General features: G+C 34.5%; 26 protein-coding genes and 2 pseudogenes. 8 read left to right on the top strand and 20 right to left on the bottom strand.

The window, feature by feature from the left end:
- Positions 1-250 precede the first annotated feature (250 nt).
- The 6 genes from A2J09_RS07095 to A2J09_RS22865 form a co-directional block, all read right to left on the bottom strand.
- Positions 251-1432, bottom strand: coding sequence for a macrolide family glycosyltransferase (locus A2J09_RS07095; RefSeq protein WP_012294444.1), 1182 nt, complete (start codon positions 1430-1432; stop codon positions 251-253).
- The gene (locus A2J09_RS07090; protein ID WP_036161659.1) at positions 1429-1866 is read right to left on the bottom strand and encodes a helix-turn-helix domain-containing protein; all 438 of its coding nucleotides are present in this window, start codon (positions 1864-1866) and stop codon (positions 1429-1431) included. Before A2J09_RS07090 ends, A2J09_RS07095 begins: the two co-directional genes overlap by 4 nt.
- A gap of 1030 nt (positions 1867-2896) precedes the next feature.
- On the bottom strand, positions 2897-3229 hold the full coding sequence (locus tag A2J09_RS07085; RefSeq protein WP_051563241.1) for a DUF4288 domain-containing protein: 333 nt from the start codon (positions 3227-3229) through the stop codon (positions 2897-2899).
- A 24-nt stretch (positions 3230-3253) separates the two neighbouring features.
- Positions 3254-3583 carry a hypothetical protein gene (locus A2J09_RS07080; RefSeq protein WP_012294441.1) on the bottom strand — a complete coding sequence of 110 codons (330 nt, stop codon included), beginning with the start codon at positions 3581-3583 and terminating at the stop codon, positions 3254-3256.
- 160 nt (positions 3584-3743) lie between these two features.
- A complete protein-coding gene (locus A2J09_RS07075; protein WP_012294440.1) occupies positions 3744-4724 on the bottom strand; it encodes an epsilon-toxin family protein in 981 nt (326 codons plus the stop codon).
- Positions 4725-5222: 498 nt separating this feature from the next.
- Complete coding sequence (locus A2J09_RS22865) at positions 5223-5561, bottom strand: ETX/MTX2 family pore-forming toxin (RefSeq protein ID WP_258858680.1); 339 nt, start codon at positions 5559-5561, stop codon at positions 5223-5225.
- A 1189-nt stretch (positions 5562-6750) separates the two neighbouring features.
- On the opposite strand from A2J09_RS22865, the pseudogene A2J09_RS07065 reads away from it, so the two are divergent.
- A pseudogene (locus A2J09_RS07065) lies at positions 6751-7128 on the top strand (glutathione-dependent formaldehyde dehydrogenase); the annotation flags it as partial.
- Positions 7129-7312: 184 nt separating this feature from the next.
- Complete coding sequence (locus A2J09_RS07060; RefSeq protein WP_012294438.1) at positions 7313-7969, top strand: response regulator transcription factor; 657 nt, start codon at positions 7313-7315, stop codon at positions 7967-7969.
- Positions 7970-8072: 103 nt separating this feature from the next.
- Here the strand turns inward: A2J09_RS07060 and A2J09_RS24630 are convergent, their stop codons facing one another.
- The 7 genes from A2J09_RS24630 to A2J09_RS07035 form a co-directional block, all read right to left on the bottom strand.
- A complete protein-coding gene (locus tag A2J09_RS24630) occupies positions 8073-8240 on the bottom strand; it encodes an IS3 family transposase (protein WP_080695197.1) in 168 nt (55 codons plus the stop codon).
- Positions 8182-8508 (bottom strand): IS3 family transposase, encoded by a 327-nt coding sequence (locus tag A2J09_RS22855; protein WP_012294436.1) that lies wholly within the window; start codon positions 8506-8508, stop codon positions 8182-8184. Before A2J09_RS22855 ends, A2J09_RS24630 begins: the two co-directional genes overlap by 59 nt.
- 3 nt (positions 8509-8511) lie before the next feature.
- A complete protein-coding gene (locus A2J09_RS22850; RefSeq protein ID WP_081112813.1) occupies positions 8512-8883 on the bottom strand; it encodes an IS3 family transposase in 372 nt (123 codons plus the stop codon).
- A 216-nt stretch (positions 8884-9099) separates the two neighbouring features.
- Positions 9100-9732, bottom strand: coding sequence for a type 1 glutamine amidotransferase family protein (locus A2J09_RS07050; protein ID WP_012294434.1), 633 nt, complete (start codon positions 9730-9732; stop codon positions 9100-9102).
- A gap of 76 nt (positions 9733-9808) precedes the next feature.
- Positions 9809-10771: a helix-turn-helix transcriptional regulator gene (locus tag A2J09_RS07045; protein WP_012294433.1), complete on the bottom strand. Its 963-nt coding sequence runs from the start codon at positions 10769-10771 to the stop codon at positions 9809-9811.
- Positions 10772-11078: 307 nt separating this feature from the next.
- On the bottom strand, positions 11079-11501 hold the full coding sequence (locus tag A2J09_RS07040) for a hypothetical protein (RefSeq protein ID WP_036161646.1): 423 nt from the start codon (positions 11499-11501) through the stop codon (positions 11079-11081).
- Between the two features lie 318 nt (positions 11502-11819).
- Positions 11820-12443, bottom strand: a complete 624-nt coding sequence (locus A2J09_RS07035; protein ID WP_012294431.1) for a CPBP family intramembrane glutamic endopeptidase — start codon at positions 12441-12443, stop codon at positions 11820-11822.
- 174 nt (positions 12444-12617) lie between these two features.
- Between A2J09_RS07035 and A2J09_RS07030 the strand changes: the two genes are divergently transcribed.
- From A2J09_RS07030 to A2J09_RS24135, 3 genes and pseudogenes are all read left to right on the top strand, one after another.
- Complete coding sequence (locus A2J09_RS07030) at positions 12618-13064, top strand: LytTR family DNA-binding domain-containing protein (protein WP_012294430.1); 447 nt, start codon at positions 12618-12620, stop codon at positions 13062-13064.
- A gap of 4 nt (positions 13065-13068) precedes the next feature.
- Complete coding sequence (locus A2J09_RS07025; RefSeq protein ID WP_080695195.1) at positions 13069-13506, top strand: DUF3021 domain-containing protein; 438 nt, start codon at positions 13069-13071, stop codon at positions 13504-13506.
- A gap of 322 nt (positions 13507-13828) precedes the next feature.
- Positions 13829-14017, top strand: a pseudogene (locus A2J09_RS24135) (DUF6262 family protein); the annotation flags it as partial.
- A 759-nt stretch (positions 14018-14776) separates the two neighbouring features.
- Here A2J09_RS24135 and A2J09_RS07020 read toward each other — a convergent pair.
- Positions 14777-16378, bottom strand: coding sequence for a DUF4179 domain-containing protein (locus A2J09_RS07020; protein ID WP_012294428.1), 1602 nt, complete (start codon positions 16376-16378; stop codon positions 14777-14779).
- A gap of 1 nt (position 16379) precedes the next feature.
- Positions 16380-16916, bottom strand: a complete 537-nt coding sequence (locus tag A2J09_RS07015; protein WP_036161640.1) for an RNA polymerase sigma factor — start codon at positions 16914-16916, stop codon at positions 16380-16382.
- Positions 16917-18067: 1151 nt separating this feature from the next.
- Between A2J09_RS07015 and A2J09_RS07010 the strand changes: the two genes are divergently transcribed.
- Positions 18068-19672, top strand: coding sequence for an ABC-F family ATP-binding cassette domain-containing protein (locus A2J09_RS07010; protein ID WP_031418205.1), 1605 nt, complete (start codon positions 18068-18070; stop codon positions 19670-19672).
- A 49-nt stretch (positions 19673-19721) separates the two neighbouring features.
- On the opposite strand, the gene A2J09_RS07005 is transcribed toward A2J09_RS07010, so the two are convergent.
- From A2J09_RS07005 to A2J09_RS06990, 4 genes are all read right to left on the bottom strand, one after another.
- Positions 19722-20465: an amidohydrolase family protein gene (locus A2J09_RS07005; RefSeq protein ID WP_036161638.1), complete on the bottom strand. Its 744-nt coding sequence runs from the start codon at positions 20463-20465 to the stop codon at positions 19722-19724.
- A 164-nt stretch (positions 20466-20629) separates the two neighbouring features.
- Positions 20630-21865, bottom strand: coding sequence for a beta-ketoacyl-ACP synthase II (gene fabF / locus A2J09_RS07000; RefSeq protein ID WP_012294423.1), 1236 nt, complete (start codon positions 21863-21865; stop codon positions 20630-20632).
- Positions 21866-21884: 19 nt separating this feature from the next.
- Complete coding sequence (locus A2J09_RS06995) at positions 21885-22442, bottom strand: TetR/AcrR family transcriptional regulator (protein WP_012294422.1); 558 nt, start codon at positions 22440-22442, stop codon at positions 21885-21887.
- A 79-nt stretch (positions 22443-22521) separates the two neighbouring features.
- Positions 22522-22992 (bottom strand): DinB family protein, encoded by a 471-nt coding sequence (locus tag A2J09_RS06990; protein ID WP_031418198.1) that lies wholly within the window; start codon positions 22990-22992, stop codon positions 22522-22524.
- Between the two features lie 169 nt (positions 22993-23161).
- Between A2J09_RS06990 and A2J09_RS06985 the strand changes: the two genes are divergently transcribed.
- Entirely contained in the window at positions 23162-23770 is a 609-nt protein-coding gene (locus A2J09_RS06985) for a hypothetical protein (RefSeq protein ID WP_036161635.1), read from the top strand.
- A 61-nt stretch (positions 23771-23831) separates the two neighbouring features.
- Positions 23832-24656, top strand: coding sequence for a S1C family serine protease (locus A2J09_RS06980; protein ID WP_036161634.1), 825 nt, complete (start codon positions 23832-23834; stop codon positions 24654-24656).
- A 52-nt stretch (positions 24657-24708) separates the two neighbouring features.
- Here A2J09_RS06980 and A2J09_RS06975 read toward each other — a convergent pair whose 3' ends face one another.
- Positions 24709-25194, bottom strand: a complete 486-nt coding sequence (locus A2J09_RS06975; protein WP_036161631.1) for a YkvA family protein — start codon at positions 25192-25194, stop codon at positions 24709-24711.
- Positions 25195-25232: the final 38 nt, after the last annotated feature.

Raw genomic sequence — 25232 nt, 5'->3', positions numbered from 1 at the left:
TCTGTTTCACCGTTGATTTAGGAGAGTCTTTTACTTCTATGATATTATCTCGAATATCATGGGTTAGCCCAGTTACTTTGTCATCCAATTTTTGTTTGAAGATTACAGAATAGTAAATTCCCACAGCGTTAAAGTACGTTATTCTATAATCTGACCCTTTAGATGAAGAAAGACGCATTCCTTAGTAAAGAAATGCGCCTGCTTCTTGAAGTTTTGTTCACCATATAAACTTTTGCAAAATACAAAGGCGTTAGGATTTCTCTCCAATTATACTCAGGATCACATTAGCTGCTTCTACCGCACCACCAGCTTTCCTAAAGCTTTCCGACAGTTTCTGCGCTTCTTCCTGGTATACTCGATTTGTAAGCACTTCAGCTACCGCTGTTGCTAAATCCTTTGGAGTTTTTCTTTTAAGTTTTACTCCTGCACCGAGCTGGGCAACTCGGTCAGCTACCATTCTTTGTTCGCTATGTTGCGGAAATAAAACCATTGGAACTCCAAAAAATAGACTTTCATTCGTACTATTCATCCCGCAGTGGGTAATAAATACATCTGCTTTCTGTAATACTGATATCTGATCCACAGCGTTTTTCACTATGAAATTTTCTGGTACGCTATCAAGAGACGAAATCTCCGTTTTTTCTCCGACTGACATCACAACATCATAGTCTGTCTTCCCAAATGCTTTGAGACAGTTTTGGTAAAAATCCTGATTCTGATTTAGTATAGTTCCAAGAGAGATGTAGATTACTTTTCTACCTCTTTTATCATTCTGTATCGGTATAGACTGCTTTATGGACGGTCCAACAAAGGCATAGCGCTCAGAAAAGGTATCCGCCATTGGCTGAAATTCTTTCGAAGTGTAAACAATGGTGTCCGTTTCATTATCATTTTGAACTAACGATACAAAATTCTCTACTCGATAACCATGATCATTTAATAGTTTAATTTTTCTGTTAATTCTTCGCATGCCTAGAATCATTCTCCAGACTTCCATGAAACTCCGCTTCATTAGTTTTGCTGTATACTGATTAAAGGCAAACGAAGTAGTCGAACAAATATATGGAATTCCTAGTTTCTCAGCAAATAATTTTCCCCAAATACATAAAGAGTCAGATACAATGCAGTCTGGCTGAATATCCCTTAATTCTTTACACACCTTTTTATCCAAAGCAATCGTTATATCCGCAGCCATTTCAATTAATGCTGCAAAATCTTTGCCAACCTTACGATCCAATTCTATATGTGTAACTTTAGGTAAGAATTCATCACAAGCCATAAAAAAAGCACCAGTGTCTTCTATTTTGCCCTGAAATTCTAAAAAGGAATAATACCAAACTTGATGACCTTTCTTTATTAATTCGGTTACTACCGGAATAGTGGGGTTGGTGTGACCATGTGCGGGTAACGAAAAAAAGATGATTTTACTCATTCACTCTCATCCTTGGATTCCGCATTTCGAATCATCTCTGCAAATTCTAGGAAGCCGTCACTTTTTAAGACAGCGATTCCTTTTGTCGCATCCTCTCCCAAAACAACCAGTTTATCACCTGCATGAATCTGATACATTTCACGTGCATGTTTTGGAATTACAATCTGTCCGCGTTCTCCTACCTTCACAACACCAAAGAACTGCTTCCCTTTAGGACTAATCCGATTTGCTTCTTCTTCATTCAAATTTTGGGATAATTGATCTATGGTTACTTGAAAAATATCACCGAGCATTTTGAATTTGTAAATATCAGGTATAGCCTCCCCATTTTCCCACTTCGCTATGGTCTGCCGTGATACGTTTACCTTTTCAGCCAATTGTTCTTGACTTAGTTTATGCCTTTTACGCAAAACACGAATATTCATACCAATCATGTTTTTCATCTCCTTTTATTTTTATAATATAGAGGATTTAAGGAGATATCTATCAACAGTTCATAACATTTCTTGTTAAATATTGTGGCAAATATTCATACGCAAGAAAGATACCCTATCGATATTCGATGGTTATTCCATGATCTGACCTGTTTGTGGAACAATTAAAAAATCCTGCATGCCAACACAGGATTTTACTTAAAACTGTTTATTAACGTTGTGACTTTATTTCATATCTACATTCATTTTTCTAATTGCCTTTTAATTGAGTAAACAGTGTTCCTAGAAAGACCTGTTTTTCTGTGAATATTCACTACTGATTCATTTTGTTTTAATAATTGGACACAACGTTCTAACCAAGTAAGGATGGGGGTAAAAATAGAAGTTTAATTTTTGATGTAGTTTATTAGAAAACCAATCTAAATGTTGGTATTACATCGCTTAGATTGGTTTTCTGTTGGATACAAACTTTCTTTATTTTACGCATCGTTGTATGTAATTCCTATTTTATCGTGAACTAATAACTAGTTATATCCCAGTCTCAAATAGTATGTTTTCTAATATAAGGCAGGCAACTAATAGTAAACCTAATATTTTAAACCTTTTATACTTATTATCTTTATCTAACAAAGATAGAATCCAATCTCATAGCAGATGGCTCCTTACATTCTTATGTCTACTCTAAAAAGCAGTATTTTTAGCATGGTGGTTTTTGTGTTTTTTATAACTATTATTAAGAATATTATAATTAACTTTACTTGAACAGATAATATTCTCTTTATATATTAACTCAAAAGTCCATTCACCACGAATAAGTTTTGAGCTTGTTTTTAATACAGCATAAATAAAAAGAGCAGCTATAAATTGCTCTGCTCTCTCACAATATCTTGTTTCAACACTTCAGGACAATGATAATTAATACCCCACTTATACTCCAGATAATTAATATAAATGATAGAGTGTTGAAGAAATAGATGTTTCTTTATTGAAATAAAAAGGGGCAACAGTATTAAATACTGTTGCCCTTTTTTTATTTATCAAGGGAATATAATTTTATGACTTCATCTGCAGTAATTGGTTTATCGAAAGGTAAAAAGCGACTATAAACTTCTTTGAAATTCATATCTCCTTCGAATTGATCAACAGTTTCAAATATATCAAGTATTTTTACAAGACTCCATGTAGTTTGCCCACCATCTGCATTTTTGTAAGTATCATCAACAAATTTTTGGCGGATTTTTATTTCTGCTTCATCGGAATTTTGAGCTTCTACCAATATGATAATTTCTTCGAATGTTTTAGATGAATGGGTGTTTGGTATTACAATAGATTCTAATAATATTTTCACTGAATATATCTTCATAATTTATACCCCTAAACTATTTAATTATTTTTTAAAGCGATTATCATTTAACAATTTTTTTGCTTTTTTTGCTGCAGCATTGCCGTTGTTGGCATCTTTTTCGATTTCATTGAGAGTTTTTCCGTAATATTCCCCTGGGAATTCACTTCTAATAGAGCCTTTTCTGTTCTTAGAAATATATTCGTCTGCTGTCTCTTTTTCTATGAACGAATTTATACAGTCTCCAATCCAAGTTCCTACTTTATAAGTGGCCAAACCTACTGTGAAGATTCCTGTTCCAATTACGAGCGCTTGTCCTATACCTGGTACGAAATATAGAACTCCGATAGCAGCTGCAGGAGTATGTTTTTTCATCTGTCTACGAAATGGGAGTAGTAGGTCTTCTAATATCTTATATCTTTTTTATGTCTCACCTTTTAGACCAATTTTCTGAATGTTAATATTCAATTTATTTATTACAATAAATGTATAAATCACTTAATTATCCACAACATATATAACTTTATTTATATATTTACTCGGAAATTATTGTGGGACTTACCATCAAATTCTCGGTCTTTATAACTTCATTACTTTTTGTGCTTATATATTCAACTTGAACATTAAATAGACTTCCGTATTCTGATTCGAAGCGTCCCTTTCCACTAGCTAAAAAATAATCAGGGTTATTGACACTTCTTGATATTATTTTAATATCTGGAAATTCATGAGTTCCAGATAATTTAGCTTGATTGTAAGCCTCTTCATAAATCGAACCGAGAGATACCCACTTAAGTCCTCCCATACTAGAAATTGGAAGCTCCTCATAACCAAATTTTTCTTTATTTAATCCAACTTCTGCATAAATATCCATTTCACCCTTGATTTTTTTAATTTCTAATACAGCAACTACTCTAGCAATAGTATGTGGTGGAACAACAATAGATTGAGAAGGAGCAACATATTCTACAGTTTCCGAAGTCTCATTTGCCTGACTACTACTAAAATTATATTCTGCCTTTAGTGTGATTTTACCTTCTGCTAGAAAAGGTATCCCTGTTGCCAGACTGGTTTCAGTACCAAACATAAATCCATGTTCAGTTGTAGCCGTTGTAGTATTTGAAAATGATTTGCGAAATTCCTGCGAGCTTAACGTTTGATCCCTATCGGTATCATTTCGTAAGTCACTTTGACCAGCCCAAAGAGGATTTTGACTAATTACTTGAGGTTCCATAGATAATTTACCATAGGTATTTTTTACTTCAAAGTCAATATTTTCTGGGTGTTTACCAATTGAACCTAGCCCATTAGAAGTCAAATATCTGCCGTAGTAATTAACTAGGAACCTTGAACCATTTGCTGCATCTGGAAAGCTATTTTTAACGGGACTAAAATTTGCTATACTTTGATTCTCTTTAACATTACTATCTCCATTTGCCGCCATTGCTATTGGTGATGAAAGTAAACTTAGACCAATAGTAGCTCCCATTAATATTACTTTTGCTTTGTTTTTCATAATTTCTCCTCCAATTTTAGTATGTATAATTTAGCGTATGGCTACATACTAAGTTTAGTTGTTATTATTTTTGGATTAATAAACAAAAAATATTAATTTTATAATACATAATCCATAAAAATTAATAATTGGTAGAATAATATAATTTTTAATTGAATGTTCAGTAATGGAATATCTACAGTATGATTGGGGCTTGAAGTGGTATGGTTTTAATTCATTCATCTCACCCAGTACTGTACAAGACATGATTAAAAGATATTAACCTTTTGTGGAAAAACTATAACAGAAACTGAACGGAAATAAGAGCAGAGAATTTACATACTTAGTACTATACCTCATACTGATGGGCAACTCCCCAAATTCAGTATAATGGTAGCGTCTAAACTAAAACCGTAGTGAACGAGGTGAAGGCCCCATAACTTTCGATGTTATCAAACACAAATAATAGAACTAAGAATAAATAAGCACTGATTTACAATGTTTTTTAGTTTATAGGAATTATTTTTGTTTCGACAAATGCCTGTATATTTTATTTGGTGGAACTTTAACAGCTTGTGAATTGGCAGTAATGGTGCTTGTTGTACTAATTGTAGTGGACAAATTAAATTCAAGGATTGCAGATACCTCACCCTCTGCTACAAAAGGAATACCAACTTTGCCTTTTGTAGTAATGGATGATTTGAATCCACTTTCTATGGAAGTGGATGTACTTTTGGTAATTGATTCACTAAAAGAAGTAATATTAAATGTCTGTTCTTGCTCTGAATTATTTATAAAAGTATTTTCTCCCATAAATATAGGTACCACATTTGTAACATTATTTTGTTTGAAATTTATTCCAGAGTATTCAACATCTTCACCAAATACAGGAGTACGAAGATATGGTATAAAACCAGCTATGGGTGGAATCGGCTCCTTGTGGACCTGTGTTTTCCATATTTAGAATATTATTTTTATGCTCTTGAACTTCAGCAGCTTTGACAATATTAGGAATAAGACCACTACCTAATAAAGTAACATTATTAATCCACTAGATACATATTTTCTTTTTATTCTAGAATCACATCCTAATAATTTATTTATTAATAGTTTATTAGATTTCACAGTATTTTACAAATTGTCCATAAACATACTCAAAAGAGGCTCATAATGTGGGGTTTTTCTTACTTTTTCACACTTTGTATTATAAATAATATTGAAATCAACGTGATAATACTTAATTAGAGCAGTAAAAAAATAAAATTCTTCATCAAATGACACATTTTTTTATGTAATTATGAAGTTTTTAATGGAGTAACTTTGTATGTTAAGCAATCTGGGACCCGATGGGGTAATGATTTGCAGTAAGCGTGGGGGGGCACTGAAGAGTTCCGGAGTAACTTACACTTTAATACCTCCAATAAGGTTACACTATTGTACCTCTCTTCCTTATCCTAAATAGTCTTGTTTTCTCAGGATATATTTCTTATTTTAAAGTCTCTCATTCTTAGATTAAGTTTAGCTAGAATCTCTATTGTTTCAGTTGTTGCTTGCAATATGGCATCATTGGTCAAATGGTGCTTTCAGGATTTGATTTGTTGGAGCCACCCATATATCAAAAGTATAATGCAAAAACAGATTCGCTAAAAAGGACTTAGTAAACAACATCTGGGTGTAACCTCAGTTCGGTCAATTTTTTTCTTTTTATTTGATAAATTGCGCTTTGATTCCATCTTTTAATGTAGAATAGTATCAGGTTTAATTACATACTAACGTACTGCTTGCATAATAAATTTTTGAACAATATTATCGAACAGTAATGAACTCTATTACATAAGCAAAATACCAACAATGATTTCCCTTCGCTTTTTATTCAATTTGGATAGGCTACTACCAACAACCCGATCCAACCGTTGACAAAGATATATGCTTTCAAGTTCTGTTTATAATTATTGTATAAGTCTATTTTAACTACTTAATATGGACAATCTTCTTATTAAAACTATTCATTCCCCCATACCTGAATTTCCCCTACTCCCCCTCTTTCAAAATGACGCCTCTCGAATTTCTTTCAAGTGGCGTAAAACTTCAAAGTGGTGCTATGGGAGCTATCGTCACAGCCAGTCAAGCTGTACGTAAAGGAGGAACTATCCAAATTACAGGTGTATATGGAGGTCGATACAACGCCTTCCCACTCGGAGATATGTTCCAGCGTAATGTAGCGATTCGTACTGGACAAGCCCTAGTTGTTCATATCATGCCTCATGTCTATAACTTAATCGCAGATGGTAAAGTGAACGCAGGTGATAAAGTGAACGCAGGTGATATCATTACACACGTCCTCCCTCTTGAAAAAGCAAAACATGGTTATGAAATATTTGATACAAAACAGGAAGACTGTATTAAAGTGGTTTTAAAACCCTAAATATAGCGTTTTGGTACTTTTGTCTCTCTATTGCAAAAGTACCTTTTTCAATTGATCCGGGACATTGAATCATTCTTAAAAACCACTACCACCTATTTTAAATGAGTAATTTTGTAGAAAATCTAGGTTTCTCCACATAAACTACAGATAGCGTGGTTATAATGTCAAACTAGGGGGATATCAAATGAACTATAAAATTTTTGCAGTAGTAGACGATTTAAAAGTTCAAGAATTAATTAAGCAGTTTTTGATGACACATAATTATTATGTAGAAGTAGTATCTGATGCAGACGAGGGAATAAAGAGACTAAAATCCCAATCCTATGATTTGATTCTCCTCGATATAAAAATGCCCAAAAGGTATGAAGTGGTCAAAATGTTTCGCAGTCAATTTAATATACCCATTATATTTCTAACTGCTTTAGAAGAAGAACTAGGTAAAATAAAAGGCTTTGATCCTGGGATTAACGATTACATAACTAAGCCATTTCCATTTCATGTGTTGATTAGACGAGTACAAGCAGTACTTAGAAGAAGCAATAATACAAATCTCGAAAATTATTTGTATTTTAATCAACTTCAAGTTGATTGTAAAAGAATTAAAGTTTATGTAAATAAAGAGGAAATACAGTTAACCACAAAAGAATTTAAAATTTTACAGCTACTACTTCGTAACGAGAAAAAGGTTCTTACTAGAAATACCATTATACAAAAGGTTTGGGATTATGAATATTCAGGAGAAACACGGAAGATTGATGCCCATATAAAAAATATAAGAAAAAAGTTAAATATACCCTATATTAAAACAGTAAGAGGTATCGGATACAAAATTGATGAATAGCATTGTAGAATCATGAAGAGGAATTCAATCAAACGATTTAAAACCACGCCTTTATATTTGAACTGCTCCCTGTCAAGTAGACAGTGGAAATAATAAAAAGCTTTTAAGCGGCTTTAGCCCTGTATTCTAATGGGCTTAAGCCGTTTAATCGTTCTTGGTATCTATCGTTATTGTAAAACTGGATATAATCCTCAATCGCTTGTTGTAACGCTTCAAATGTTTGGTGTGTACTGATAGCAACGATCACTATGAAGTAACGGTTGTTCTCCATCTTTTAAAGTAAGCATTGCTAAATCAAACGTCTTAAATACCAATTCATTATTATTTGAATGCCCCAATACATAACTGATAATAGAGCCATCGTAAAGATCTAGAATAGCGCTTAAATAAGCTTTCTTTCCATTTCCTAATTTGAACTCCGTCACATCTGTTACCCATTTTTCGTTGGGTTTTCTTGCAGTAAATTCACGATTTAATCGATTTTCAGCGACATGTTGTGCAGGTGAAGAAACATATCGCTTTCTTTTTCGACGAATCACGGATTATAAACCACTTATTTGCATTAATCGATAAATACGTTTGTGATTGAGCTTTTTATTGTATTTACGATTGATATTTAAAGTCATTCTTCGATATCCATAAATTTCTTCGACTTGTCGATAAATAGCTTGGATATCCTGAAGAATCGCTTTATTCTCTAGCTCTCTAACTGTTGGCGTACGTTGTAGCCATTTATAATAGGCAGCACGAGATAAACCGGCAATATCACATAAAAGGATTACTGGCAGATTTTCTTTCGCATGTAACTCTTGAATCGCTCTATATTTATTTTGTAAACGAACGCTTGTTAACGATTCCTCCTTTCGAGTTCTTCCAACTTTTTTTAAAAGGCATTTTCTCACGTAATCGTTCATTTTCACGTTCTAAACGTTTCATTTCTAGCTTGAATTTTTCTTCAGCTGTTAACTCCTGTTCTTCTTTCTTACGACCACGTTTATCCTGCAGAGCCTCTTCACCATATTTACTTACATAAACATATTTAAGTAATATACAAAAACCATGCTTTGACATTGTGTCTAAAGCATGGTTTTTATTTGAACTAATATAAAACTGCTAAGTTGATTTTTAGATCAGCTATTTATTGAATTCATTAACTGGAAGAAGTATTCAGTTTTATGAGTCTTATTTAGGTTATACCATGAATGCAATGTGTCAGGTGTAAATACATCTAATTTTTTCAGTACTTCCATAGTAAATTCTAGAGGTGCTACCCCTGATGCAGTAATCAAATTCACACCTGATACCGCAGGTCCCATCTCATGAAATTTTTCTCCTTTATAATTAGGACAGACCATTTTAATATACTCTAAGTCATTGCTTGTGTGTTTTCTAGAATCTAAGTATCCCATATTCGCAAGAGCCTCAGTTGCACCACAAATTGCAGCAACAATAGTACCAAGTTTTAAAGCTTCGCCAATTCTTCTTAAGATCGGTTGATGAATATCTTCTCTCCAAGTAGTCCCACCAGGTAAGACTAAAAGATCTTTACTCTTAAGCGTACATTCATCAAGAGAAATATCTGGTTGTATGCTCAGTCCTCCCATTGTAGTAATCATTTCTTTATTAGCTCCTACTGTAACTACTCTTAATGGGGCTAAATCTTTTTTGAAATATCTCCCTGAGTTTAGTTCAGCAATTAAATATCCATATTCCCAGTCTGACATTGTATTAAAAACATAAAGATAAACTTTTTTTGTTTGCATTAAATAACTCTCCTATCCGAATTGATATGCCTAGTATAATACAACTTCCCTGACACCTAACGTCAGGGAAGTTGTATTATACTTGATGAAATTTTATTAATTCCGACAGAACTTCAATAAGTCTTTTCTTAAGACTTATTGGCTCAATAACTTGAATAGATTTACCATACGGTAAAAGTAAATATGGTACATATGTATGTATAATATCCTTTTCAAGAAGAAATACTGCTTGATTAGAAGTACGTTCTTGTAAATAATGTCCTAAAAACCAATGTTGGCAAATATCTCCCAACGTCCCTGTATTCCCATTAATAACTAAAGAAGTAATCCCTTCCTTATCTTCTATAGTTGGAAGGAGGTTTTTCATAAAAAAGTCACTTGCTGAAAAATTTTCTGGCCGGTTAAACTTATTTTCGGTTAGCATTAGACTTTCAATTCGATCAATTCTAAAACTACGGATATCATTCCTAAGATGACAAAATCCAATCACATACCACTTATTATTCCAATAGATAATTCTGTACGGATCGACCAATCTATAATTTAATTGCTTTTCGCCACTTTTATGGTAAAGAATTTTTACTGAGTACCCGTCAGCTACGGCCTGCTCCAACTCCTTCAAAAAAGGTTCCAGAGAGAGTGAACCTAATCGACTTATTACTTCAAGACTAGTTAAATGTTGATTTATCTTTGTTTCCTGCTCTTGATTTGAGTATTTACTTAGTTTTGAAATGGCCCTATTTAGTGCTTCACCTCCATAATATCCGGCTTCTTCTGCAAAAACAGCAGCGTGGAATAGTGAAGTTTGCTCCTCAAAATCAAAAAAAAGAGGAACTTCAATAAAATTATTTAATAATGTATATCCACCGTTATGTCCTGTGTCTGAAATTATTGGTACACCACTTGTTGAAAGTGTATCAATATAACGATAAACAGTCCTTATATTCATCTCTAACTTTTCTGCAATTTGTTTTGCAGTAATTTTTTCACCTGAACTAAGCATCCATATAATTGCTAACATATTGTCAATTTTAGGCATATAAATCCACCTCTATTTGGAATTTACTATCTATCATATAAGTTTATTTTACTTAATTAGTAAAAATAAATTTTACATTTATCATTAGAATTTAACTTATTTCCATGAATTAGACAATTCTGTCTTGTTAATTTAAGTATAATTCTTCATAATCTAATTCTATTTTTGGGCATAACTCATCAACTGTGTTATTCAACAATCTGGCTCGGAGGTTGAACAACAAGTTAAAAAACACTCTTCAACTAAATGCCTCGTTAGTTTAGTAAGTTCAACAAAAAGAAGGCTAATTTTATTTTAAGTTGAATCTTTAGTTTTCTATGCGGATAAAGTATTTTTCATAAATATCTATTGCATCAATCTGTAGATTATTTAAGTTAATTTTCAAATCACCCTCCCGCTCTTCATCTTCTTCACCCAACCAACAAATATAAACTTCACAATAATCACCTTGTGGAAGTAACTCTTTTAGTAAGTGACATAAATAGAGAAAAGTCTTTTTGGATTTTTTGTAGTTATGTGGTGAATGCATCTTTTGATATTCATTCATTTGCCAAATAGGCTTACCTTTCTCAGAAACTTCATAAATATAGGGCGTAGTAAAATGCTTCTGTTTAACTACATTACGATTTTCTTGATCTGAGAAAACGTAATCAATTTCAACTTCATCCTTTGTATAATACTCATTAAGTTTTACTGAAAAATTCAAACCAATATAGGTTGCCATACTCATTTTAATAAACTCCTTTTATAGGGTGACTTTTATAACGCTTCACTATACTATTAGCCTCTTCTTCAACTAAACTGCCCCGTTAGTTCAATAAGAGAAAAGAGCTACATTATGCAGCTCAATGATCTTCAAGTAAAGCTCCCTTTAATGGAATAACTAAAATATGGGCTTATTCCTAAAATCGCTTATAGCTTGTTGAACTAAATCACTCCGTTAGCCATCTTCAAATTTGCTAACAGTGGTAAATTAAATAACCTTTTCCCATAAAATTATTTAATATCGAGAGGCGAAATTACACAACATCCCTCTCAATTATTACCATTAATTTTTATTTAGCTGCCATTTCCCTGAAATAGCAGCTAGCATCAACCATGGCTCTATTACCATATTGATTAGAATATGGGCTACAATTGGTGCAAAGGTGCTCCTTCCAGTATAAATATAGAGCATAGCAAGTAGACAACCTAAGATTGTCGTTGAAAGAATTGCTGGAAGCGCAATTTTCATCTCTCCTCGCAATAACACCCATGCGCCATGAGCAATTCCAAACGCAATTCCTGAGATTATTACTTGTGAAAGATTTGAAAATCCAATAGATAATACATACTCCATGAGCAAATGTCTAAATACGACTTCTTCTACTATTCCACTTACAATAGCAGCCCATATACCAATCAATTTAAGCCAAGAAAATGTAAACAAATTGCTTTTTACTAAAGGTATTGCAGAAATTGTATAGGAAATATACCCGATTACGATGAATGCAGTGAAAAACCACATAGGTAAGTTCAAGTGCAGTTCCAGAGAATAGCCCAACCCATTCTCAATAAATTTTTTAGGATTAGTTACATACCAATAAATAACACTTAATGAAAGCATACTTGATATGCTTGCTAATATCCATCCTGCCTTTCTTTGCTCTTTTAGCGTTGTGATCTCGTTCATATTAACTGTCCCCTTATATTAAATTAATGTTTCTAAGGCCTAATATAACGACATCAAAGTTTAGCAACAATACGTTACATGTAACATGTCTTTATTGAAAGGTGAAATGCTTTTTATGGATGACAACCTGCATTATTCGATTTGTAATTTATGGTATATTTTTATAGAGAGGTGATGGAGTTGAAGATAGACATAAAAATTGATCCACAAATTGATGAACCCTACATAACAATCTGCGTTTCTAAATTAACGCCAACTATACAGGCTGCAATCTCACTCTTACAACAAGAAGAACAACAAATTTTAACAGGGACCGCTAACAATAAAGTACATATTATCGAGCCTAATTCTGTTATAGCTATTAGGACGGAAGGCAAAGATTTAGTACTATATAGCGACGATGGTAATCGTGTACTTATGAATAAACCTTTGTACGAGTTAGAGCAGCAACTAGGGGAAGGATTTATTCGGATTTCTAAATCTGCCATCATTAATCCTAGAAAAATCAGAAATATTGAAGCTTCCTTTAATGGCACAATGGAAATCGAGCTTACTTTAGGAATAAAAGAAGTCATTTCACGCAATTATAAAAAATCATTTAAAGAGCGCTTGGGGGTATAAGTACATGAACTTTTTCAAGAATTTATGGTTTGGAATAAGTATGGGCTGTACAGTTTTTGTTTTTGTAAATCTTATTGGATATTGGTTGAAAGGGGATTTGTTTTTAGAAGCTGTTATATCTAATTTTCCACAACAAATTTTGGGATCAGTTACTGTTGGCATTGCCTGTATACTACCTTCATACGTCTATAGGACAGAACGTTTAACATTTTTACAACAAAGTGCTTGTCATTTTTTTATCGCTATAGGGACCTTTATAGCTGTCGCCTTTTCTTTAAAATGGCTTCCAACATTTTCGATAAAACTAACGATTCTATTGTTACTATTTAATGTATTAATTTTTGCACTAGTTTGGCTGTTATTTTATTTTTATAGTCAATCGGAAGTAAAAAAAATGAAGCAGAAAATCATTGTTCATACAGACAGTAGTAATAATCAATAGATTTCTTTGATAGAAAATTATTTAAAGAGGTTAATCAACATAAGAAGCCTCTTTTGTATTCAAGCCTCCCTTTCCGGATATTTCCATTCGTTTTCAAACGACTTAAATTAAACAGTCTCCATCTTTACCCCCTACTAACTATTCTTCGGCTCATACAGCTATAACTGCATGAGCCAAAGATTATACAACTAACCTGACCTGTTAGTTTAAGTGAGAAACTTCACAATCTCACTCTGAATTTTAACAACAATATCAAATCCCGTTGAAAAGTGTTCCTCCAAAATCTGGCCAAAGTTTGTAATATGAGGTTAGCCAGTTTTTTCTGGTTGACCTTTTTCTTTTAGGTCTAGCTAACACACATCAAAAAGTAGATGAAGCAATTAAAAGGCTTATAAAAGCGAATGAACGGATAAATTTTAATAGTGTGTCTGGCGAAGCTTATGTATCGAAAGCAACACTTTATAACAACAAGGACATCCGTTCGAGAATAGAAACACTACGAACTCAACAAGATTCTCCGGAGAAGGTGTTTGTAACAAAGCAAATTGTGTTGAGGTGTTTTTATTTGTCTCGTTTTAGTTAATCCTAGCTGAATATTGGATTGACAACAACTGCACCTATCGTGATGGTTTGTTGAACAGTCAAATTGGTTTATACTAATTTTCGCAACGACTGTTGTAAATTTCTTGAAAAGATAATATCGTAACTAAAGTTTTATTACAACAAACCAGAAAGAATAGAAACAAAAGTTAGTATGGCAACAGGGAAAGTATTTATCAAAGCATATAAAGCACAAAATCTAGTTAAGAAATCATAACAGTTGATTTTTTCAAAGAGGAAATTCCTCAATTAGATGCAGGTGTATTGTATTTAGCGGTCGTGGAAAGCTTTTTGGGGCGAAGCTTTCAATACATAAACACAAGTAAAGCAAACAAAAATCACTCATTTAGATGCGTTAAGCGTTGAAAAGCAATAATCTTTTCGAAAACAACAACCAAGGAAATAGTAAAGCGTATTTTGAATTAATCAAAACACGCTTTTTTTATACTCAAATGAGTCATCCTTTTATTATCATGTAGTTGACTTACAGTTCTTCACAGTCTCCTTAATCTACCATAAAACACCAAGCAGTCGTGTACTTTCGCTACGAAAAGACTTACATAAAACATTTGTAACTGCCGTTTCACTTACGTTACATAAAACATTTGTAACTGCCGTTTCACTTACGTTACATAAAACATTTGCTGAAAGAAGTTACACTGCAAACGATTTACTGTAAAACAATAGTTTTAGCTCGATCCTCATTGACAGTATAAAGGAAGAAGTTTAATGTAATATCTTTTTCTTTTATATTTTTAAATGTTTCTACTTGGTTGTGTGTTCTTAACACTCCGTCATTAGAACGAGTTTCAGCAAAGATTCTTTTGCCATTCTCATAAATAACATTTTGTGTGATACCTCCAAATTGCTCGTTCTTACTTTCTGATTCAACAATTAAATCATTACCTTTCGTATAGTAGGTAATATCAATGGGATACCCGTTTAATTCTGCATTGATAGTCTTTGGAACTTCAGAGATATTTGTTAGCTCTACTTTGTCTTGCTTCCCAGCTTCATAAGAAACCTTCGCATCATTTAAAGTAAGAGAAATTTCTTTATTCGTAATATCCTTTATAAGCCCCAGTGTTTCAAAAGAAATATAATCTTTAAAATTATATCCCGATAATTCTTGTTCACCAATTCGTAATTTAAACTGACGATAGTTGAAATGAGCTATATTAGAATTAGAATCTATATATTTTTTATCAAAATAAAGCTTTACCTCACTCGGTGTAATAACAAGCTCATTAAATTGAAGTTGCTGAGAGCCTATCTCAATTTTTTCGTCTATATTCATAACAAATGTAGATTTTTTAGCAAGATCCTGATTGTATTGGAAATCTAGGCTCCATGTATCTGGTTTATAGCTTACTGTATCAGTATAACTTAAAAATACCCCTAATTTTTCTACCATTTCTTGTGGTATCTCTAGTGAATCACTACTTTTAATGACATTTGGTTGTGGACGTTTATAAGTAACGCCAAAATTGGCAATGTTTTCACCTTGAATTTTATAAGATAAATATGCATTTTCTATGTTATTGGACTTTTCCAGATCAATAAGATAATCCAATGTATACTGCCCGTTTTGATATTCATTTGAAGTGAATTCTATATGTGATATTCCATCTTGATTAATAGTAATCTTTTCAGGGAACGCATTCGATTGAAGCACATCTTTTAACTCTACACTTTTCAACTGTGTCTCCTTTACACCTCCAAGTTGAAGTGTAACATTGCTGTTGTGCGGGATTCCCTCATCTGTATGTAGAATCCCTACTATTTGATCCGTTTCCTGATTATATACTGCGTTAGTCTCCAGCTTTATTTCTTTTCCGTCATTTATTTTGAGTAATGCTTGTTCAAAATCTGCTGCATCGATTGGATATTCATGATCAATATCTAAGCTAAAGTTAATAGTAGTACCATTTTGATCTGAAATTATATTATGGATATTTAATAAACCAGCTTCGTTTTCTACAGTTTTATTGACTTCCTGTCCAAAGCCATTTTCTAAAGAAGTAATAATGCCTGATCTATTCATATTTCGCATCCAGTCCAAGATTTCTGTTGTATATTTAGCAAATACAGGTGTGGCTGATAAAACAATTGTGAACATAATGACGGTTAATATAACTTGTGGTTTATAGCTATGTTTTTTAGTTTTAAAATTATGATTTTGTTGTTTACGGATGATTTTACTCCACATTTCATTCTCAGTAGGATAATCTACTTGATCGTACTTCACTTTTTCTTTCATTAAATCGTCCATATTACTCACGATGATCCCTCCATTCAAATAACAAATTTTCATCTACTTGGATAAACTCTTTCGTTAATTTTTTACCTTTAAAAAGCCTCGATTTAACCGTCCCTTCAGGTATTTTTAGAATTTCAGCGATTTCTCTATCTTTACAATCATGCACATATTTCAATACCATTACCTTCCGTATACGAACAGGTAGTTTGTTCATTAAGTCGACTAACTCACTTTTATTTTCATTGAGCTGTATTGTTCGCTCAATATTTTGGGTATTGTCAACTCGTATCAATGATAGGAAATCAAGGTTTTCTTTTAATAGCAGTCTGTTCTTTTTCTTTAAATAATTTCGAGACATATTCATAGAAATACTAAGTAACCAAGATTTTTGATTTTGTATAGATTGGAAATCTTCACTCAAAGCTTTTGCAAATACATCCTGACAAAGGTCCTCTGCATCGTATTTATTTTGAAGCATGTAATAGCAAGCTCTGAAGACGTCCTTATAATATGTTTGAAACAAGACCCTTTCATTGCTAATTTGTTCCACAATCCCACCTCCTTTTCCGATTTCTACACAAGTAACAATTTAGCATTATAAATAGTTCATTTTTCAAATGAATACTTTCTTCGAATTTGATGGAGAAAGCACTTTATATAATTCAAAAACACTTATTATAATTATAAACTTCTTTAAACTAACGGCGTGCTTACTTTAACAAGCAAAAGACAAATCACCGACTTGATATTCAGCAACCGGGCGCTATTCCAGAGCAACGATAAAAGCCAAATTTCTCAATTTTAATGATGAGAAATTTGGCTTTTTATACTTATCGTTAGAATAGGTGGGAAATGATTCCTAAAGTGACACTTCAAGCTCCTTCAACTGGCGAATCTAAATTTTGATCAACAGAACTAACTCTCACATAACCAAAAATTAATATGTATTGATTCCTTTAATTCAACAACTTTTAACAAACAACTCAATACATTGATATTACTACATTATCGTTTTGTTTAACTAGGGTCTACTTAAAATGAACATTTATTAATAAGCTCTAAATTTAATATTGAACAGATGAATCCAATCACATGCCACTTAATATTCCAATAGATATTTATAGGGGTTTCGCCATAAAACAAAAACCCCGAATAGTCTACACTTTTTAAGTGTCTACGATTCAGGGTTTCAAGATGTATTCAAGAAGCTAGGTTTAAATAAATGTAATCAATTCTAAGCAGATATTACACAGACTTTATATCTCGTTTCCTTATCTATTGAAATCTCAGTAATTACTCTGAATTCTTTCATTTCAGCAAGTCTAAAAGATAAGGAATAAGCTATTTTATAATCTGGTGTATCATAACCATCATATTGGTATTATCTCCAGATTGCTTGGGTTGTAAGCTAGGCTGAAAAACAACATCATCCATTCTCAATGCTTTTACTTTTCTAGACATTTAATATCTTCCTTTCAATTAAGTATTAAAAGGTAATAAATTAGGGATAAATCAATTTCATTTACTTACCTGTTCTTTTCCCTAGAAACGTTTAAAAACCTTACTTATTTCCACACTCCATTATTCCTACACATATCCCGTTCAAACAATTGCCAATAAACCTTGCTGTCATAATGTTTATAGACTATGGAACATATTTCATGATATACTAGAGCCATTGTGAAAAAAGGAGGAACTTGCATGATTCAAGTTAGTAATGTAGGTCTTCGCTATGGCGATCGTAAACTATTTGAAGACGTAAATATAAAATTCACACCAGGTAACTGCTATGGTTTAATTGGCGCAAACGGTGCTGGTAAATCAACATTCTTAAAAATTCTTTCTGGTGAAATTGAAGCACAAGAGGGTAACGTATCAATGGGCAAGGACGAACGTTTATCTGTCCTCAAACAAAACCATTTTGAATACGATGATCATACAGTGCTTGACACTGTTATTATGGGGAATAAACGCCTCTATGACGTAAAAACAGAAAAAGATGCTATCTATGCAAAGGAAGATTTCTCCGATGAGGATGGTATGCGTGCCGCTGAGCTAGAAGGTGAATTTGCAGAGCTAAACGGTTGGGAAGCTGATTCAGAAGCAGCAACATTATTAAACGGTTTAGGTATCTCTGATGACCTTCACTACATGCTAATGGGTGATCTTGAAGGTTCTGATAAAGTAAAAGTATTACTGGCACAGGCCCTATTTGGTCAGCCTGATGTACTATTACTCGATGAGCCTACCAACCACCTTGACTTAAAAGCTATTCAATGGCTAGAAGAATTCTTAATTAACTTTGAAAACACAGTCATTGTTGTATCCCATGACCGTCACTTCTTAAACAAAGTATGTACACATATTGCCGATTTGGACTTCTCTAAAATCCAATTATATGTAGGTAACTATGATTTCTGGTATGAATCTTCTCAATTAGCTCAAAAAATGGCTCAAGACCAAAATTCTAAAAAAGAAGAAAAAATTAAAGAATTACAAGCGTTTATCGCACGATTCTCTGCCAATGCTTCTAAATCGAAGCAAGCGACATCTCGTAAAAAAATGCTGGATAAAATCGAGTTAGATGACATTAAACCATCAAGCCGTAAATATCCATTCATCAATTTCCAAATTGGTCGTGAAATCGGGAATGATGTATTAACAGTTGAAGGTCTAACTGCCAGCCATGAGGGCGAATCACTATTCAAAGATATTCGTTTCTCCATGAACAAAGAAGATAAAATCGTTTTACTGGGTAGCCCACTTGCTAAAACGGCGCTTCTTGATATCTTAATGGAAGATAAAGAAGCAGATGCTGGTACATTTAAATGGGGTGTAACTACCTCTCAAAGCTACTTCGAAAACGATCATGACAAGTACTTCGAAGGCACAGAAAAATCATTAGTGGAATGGTTACGTCAATATTCTCCTGATGATGAAACAGAAAGCTTCCTACGTGGTTTCTTAGGACGCATGCTGTTCTCTGGTGAAGAAGTGAAAAAATCACCTTCTGTTTTATCAGGAGGAGAAAAAGTACGTTGTATGCTATCAAAAATGATGCTTGCAACAGCAAACGTGATTTTACTAGATGAACCAACAAACCACCTTGACCTTGAATCCATTCAAGCATTGAACGAAGGCTTAATTCGTTTCAAAGGGGCAATGATTTTCACATCTCATGACCATCAGTTCATTCAAACAATTGCTAACCGTGTAATTGAAATCCGTGAAGACGGTTCAATTTTAGATAAGCAATTAACATATGATGAATTCTTAGAGTGGAAAGATAGCCAAGGTTTAAGCTAATCCCAATAAAAATCCTCTACCGTACGTTTGGGTAGAGGATTTTTTGCATTTACTTGTTATACCATTTCCTAGCATTTTGATAGAGAATTTTATCCGCAGCCTGTTCATCAAAAAGCTCTTGAATCATTTCAACATCCGCCCATTCAAAAGGTCGTTTAGCTCTTGTCGATGGCAAATCTGTTCCAAACATTAACGCATCTGGATTGATGCTATAGATGGCTTGCAAAGCATTTTTCACATTCAATTCTACCCGTCCGAAACCAGTCGCTTTCACACGTATACCCTTTTCTACAAGCTTTAGCAAATGTGGTAGCCCTTCCTCCGATAAGCCCAAATGGTCAATTGAAATAGCTGGTAATGCTTCAAGCGTTGAAGCAATCTCAGGTAAATATTTGGCATCTATATAAAGTTCACTATGCCAGCCTGCCAGCTCAAACACTCTTCTTGCCAGGCTATCAAGTCTTGATAAATCCTCTGAACCGCCTCGTTGACTATTAAAGCGTAAGGCTCTAACCCCATTTTTATGTAAATGAAGGATTTCATCATCAGTCACTGTATACGGTAATTGTGTCACGCCACAAAAAGCAGGACCTAATTGTGTCAAAGAATTCAATAAATAATTCTGATCGAATTCTTGAAAGGAACCAGAGACAAGGGCGCCCCCCTCTACATTAAAAAGAGCTGTTTCCTTTTGATAATCCTCTACCACATAGCTTGGCGGTGTATAGCCTTGATTTTCTATAATTGGAAAATCAAAATTAATAATATGGAAATGCGCATCAAAAATTCTCACTATCCATCCCCCCCTTCTTTTAAACATATCATAGAAAGAACATAAGCGAAAATATTGATTATTTGTGTAAGTCCATAAGTAAAACTTATTATACAGGTGTAAACCCTTTCCTATAGACCATAAAAAAATGGTATGAAACGTTTATTTCATACCATTGAATGCTATTATTCCTCAAACTTTCTAAAAGCCAATACAGCATTATGACCACCAAAGCCAAAACCGTTAGACAAAGCTATGTTGACGGTTTGATGAAGCGCCTCGTTTGGAACATAATTCAAATCACACTCTGGATCAGGCGTTTCGTAATTGATCGTTGGTGGAATGATATCTTCCATAATACTTTTTAAGGTAATGATGGCCTCGATTCCACCAGCCGCCCCAAAAAGATGACCTGTCATCGACTTAGTAGAGCTCACTTTTAATTGATAGGCATGCTCACCAAATACACTTTTAATAGCCTTTGTTTCCGATTTATCTCCCTCTGGTGTACTCGTACCATGTGCATTGATATAATCGACAGCGGTCACGTCAATATCGGCCATTTTTAATGCCAGTTTCATCGCACGAGCCGCCCCAGTATAGTCAGGGGCTGTTATATGGAAAGCATCTGTCGTCACCCCATAGCCTACAATCTCTCCAAGAATTGTTGCGCCCCTTTGCTTAGCATGTTCATATTCCTCTAGGAACACAATCCCTGCTCCCTCTGACATTACGAAGCCATCACGTTGACTATCAAATGGTCGACTAGCTTGTTCTGGTGCATCATTTCTAGTAGACATCGCCTTCATACGGGAAAATCCAGCAAAGCTCAGCGGATTTATCGGTGCCTCAGCCCCACCAGCTAAAATTCCATCTGCATAGCCGTGACGTATATTTAAAAATGCTTCACCAATCGCTTGGTTACCCGTTGCACAAGCAGAAACTGGTGAAAAGCTTGGCCCTTTAAAGCCTGTTTTAATCGCGATAATCCCTGCGGCCATATTGCTAATCATCATCGGCACCATAAACGGTGAAACCTTCCTTGGTCCATTATCAAGCATGGCTTGATGATTCGCTAAAATTGTCTCAATTCCTCCAATACCTGAGCCAATATAAACACCTAGACGTTCCTTCTCAACTTGCTCCATATTTAAGTTTGCTTGCTCCAAAGCCTGCTGAGATGCAGCCAGTGCATATTGTACAAAAAGATCATATTTACTTACTTCCTTTTTATCCATATACTTAGTGGCATCAAAGTCAGTGATAGAACCAGCAATTTGCGTATTAATGCCGTGGAATTCTTCTGCTTCTAACCTTTTAATACCTGATTGTCCTTCTTTAATATTCCCCCACAAGTCTGATACTGTTTGACCAAGTGGTGAGATGACACCATATCCTGTAACAACTACTCTACGTACCATCTATGTTTCTCCTCCTCGTTTACTTTAACAGTTCCTTTAATTGATCTAGCACTTTGTGAAAGAAATCTTCCCCTAAAACGCGTTTGTATTGCAAGGCACCCTTCGTACTAGAAATGAGCAATATGGCTAATGCCTCTAAATCCATTGTCGACTTTAATGAGCCATGGTGCTTAGCATCCTGAAGTAAGTCCACCAAGACATCTACTTCCATTTGGCTAAGTTGTTGAACTTTTTCTTGCATCGCAGGTGATAATTCTTGATAGTCCGCATGCAATGCTGAAATGGGACAAACACCATCTTGTTCTAGGAATTTTATCCGTTGTAATATAAAAGCGAAAGGTTTATCCTCAGCTGCAACTGTAGATTCCTTAATGAATGTATAAACCTCCCTTAATCCTTTTTGAATTCTTTCGCAAACAGCCAGCCCTAAGTCTTCCTTCTTTTCAAAATGATAATGAATACTTGCTTTAGTGACACCGAGCTCTTTCGCTAAATAATCATAACTAAATGATGTGAAACCTTTTTCTTGAATATTCTTCAATGTTAATTCGATAATTTGTGATTTTCTATTTGTCATGGCTCTATACTAACTTACTAGTAGATAAGTGTCAACTAAAAATACAGCAGATACGTTGTTTATCTGCTGCAATGGAAGTCTATTGCATTTCCTTTGTTGGTCCCATAACACCCGGTACTGGTAAACCAGCTTGACGAAGTAGCACTGTCATTTGTCCGCGATGATGTGTTTGATGATCGATTAATGCACGTAATAATGCGCCTTTTGGTATTGGTCCTTTAAAGCCATTCACGACTTCAAGTAAATCTTCATTTGAAAGCTTTGCCGCTTCCTCTTTTATACCATTCACAACTTTCACATACGCTTGTACAATTTCTACTGCTGATGTTGGTACAGGGTCTTCTTGACGAATCATTGGTACCTTTAAGCCTGCTAGATAACTAAAATATCCAGCCGCTCCAACTAAATGCCAACCAAGCCAGCCGAGTGTACTATGACCCTCCACGATACTTTGATCTAACTTGTCATCAGTTACTGCCTGTAATACTTTCAATGTTCCTTCTGCAGCCATTGTCCATTCCTGTAAAAAATCATCCGCTTGTCTATACATAACCATGCCCCCCATTTTTTAACTTCAATTCTATGTTAGTTAAATTGTTTCCTAGTTACAAGTTTCTAGCTTTCAGTTTACATAATAATATTATAATAAACATTAGCTATGATTCGTATAATGCCCTGCATTCACGTATAATTATAAAAAGTAGCGAAGGAGTGTGCCCATGAAACATCCTATTCTCATACTTACTGTTGCCCTTTTACTGACAGGGTGCAATGAAGAAATAAAAAATGAACCTGTGCACCCAATTGTCCAAGATCAAATGTCCCTACTCACCTTTTTCCCACCTGATGGCTCTATCGCTTATTTTCAAGGTGAAGGAAATGAATTTGCAAGCTTTACCCTACAAACTACCTATCTAGATCCACAACATATCGCTCAGGTTGAAGATAATGGTGGTGTCACCCTATTAAAAATTTATCGCATTACAGATTCAAAGATTGAGCTTATCTATCGTGAACCCGTTGACAGCAACCCTCGTTTACCTAGTTCAACAGAAGTAGCTGCTTACCCTGTGCTAGAAACAGTACTGCAACAACCTATACAAGTAGGGACAAGCTTTCAAGGCTGGACCATTCAATCCATAACCGCTAAAGTCGATACAGGAACAAAAGTCTATTCGAATGTCATCCAAGTTACACGCACGGAAGATCAATTCACAACGACCAATTATTTTGCACAAGGGGTTGGACTCATCAAAAAGGAAGATAGAATGGAGTCTGATCAAGAGCAGCCATTTGTCGTAACCTCAACCTTACAAAAAATAGAATAGTATGATGATAGCAGGCGTTCTGCTTTTGCGCCTGTTATGTAGCAAAAGGAGGCATCATCCTATGAGTGACCTACATAAGCCAGCTAACGAGCAGGAAGAATTAACGGAAGAAGAATTTATTGAGCTTGTGTTAACTGAACAGCAAAAAGCATTAGCACAAGAGCAAGAAGACCGTCTTCAAGGCAAAAAAACAAAAAAACCCAAGCCATTCGTACGCTGGATTGTATGGAGTATGGCTTTCGTCCTGTTTTTCAATACATTCGCACTTATTTTTCAAATCTATTCCATTCCAGCTATCGAATTTATGAAAGTATCAACAAAGCTATCCGCACAAGAAGATATACAAACCTACAAAAAAGCTATTGTGGAAATTTCGACAGCTTCCAGTAAAGGCACTGGTTTTGCCATCTCACCTGATGGTCTCATTGTCACCAATGCCCATGTAGTAGGACAAGCACGAACTTTATCCGTTGTGTTTCCTGATGAAGGAGTAATGGAAGCAGAGCTAATCGAAAGCTATCCGGATGTGGATTTAGCCTTATTGCAAGTACAAGCAGAACAGCTCCCTTATCTTCCGTTAGCAGATGATCCAACCTTCCCTTCCAATGAGCATATCCATTTTATCGGTAACCCCCTTGCCTTTACAGGAATAGCTAATGAGGGAACATTGCTGGAATTCATTCAATTAGACGAGTGGCAAGAACCCGTAATGATGCTGAAAGCGCCCGTTTATCGGGGTAATAGTGGTAGCCCCGTCATTAATCAACAGGGTGAGGTCATCGGTGTTATCTTCGCAACAATGAAATATGAACCTATAGGACGAGTTGGTCTGTTTGTCCCTGTCCAGCAACTCCACCACATATTAGAACAGGCGAACAAAAAATGAACCTGTAAGATACAGGTTCATTTTTATCAGCTATTAAGTTTACATAATAATATTATTTATCTTTATTTTCCTGTTTCACAAACTGAGCAATGGCTGATTTCACAGGTATTTTACTTACAACCTCATCACTAATCTCAGCGACCTTCTGGAGGGCATGCAAAAGATGATCATCCCCTGACCAATGCTTTTCCAGCACTTCTGGCCCTAATTTATTAATAATCGTATTCACCACAAATGTTGCCAACACAATATCATCTAAATAGCCACCAAATCCTAATATTCCCTCAGGCATCAAATCCATTGGAAACACAAAATACGCAATTGACGCACCAATCAATGCCCGACTTTTTTTATCCACCCCTGCATCGGTTAATGTTTTCACTAATAGATGAAATAAATCAGGCACAAACATTAAATACGGTGTAAATTTACTGCTTTTCCCCTTTTTCGATCCAAGAAATTCTACTAATTTTGTACGTAACTTCTGATAAAAATCTTGCTGCTCCTGTTCATTCGGTAATTTCGCTAAATTTTCCATAATAAATCTACCTCCAATAGTAAGTACCCTTGTTTGCC

The organism is Lysinibacillus sphaericus, assembly GCF_001629735.1.
GTDB lineage: Bacteria > Bacillota > Bacilli > Bacillales_A > Planococcaceae > Lysinibacillus > Lysinibacillus pinottii.
Note: the sequence above shows the minus strand (reverse complement) of the source record. Positions and strands in the feature narration are given on the sequence as shown.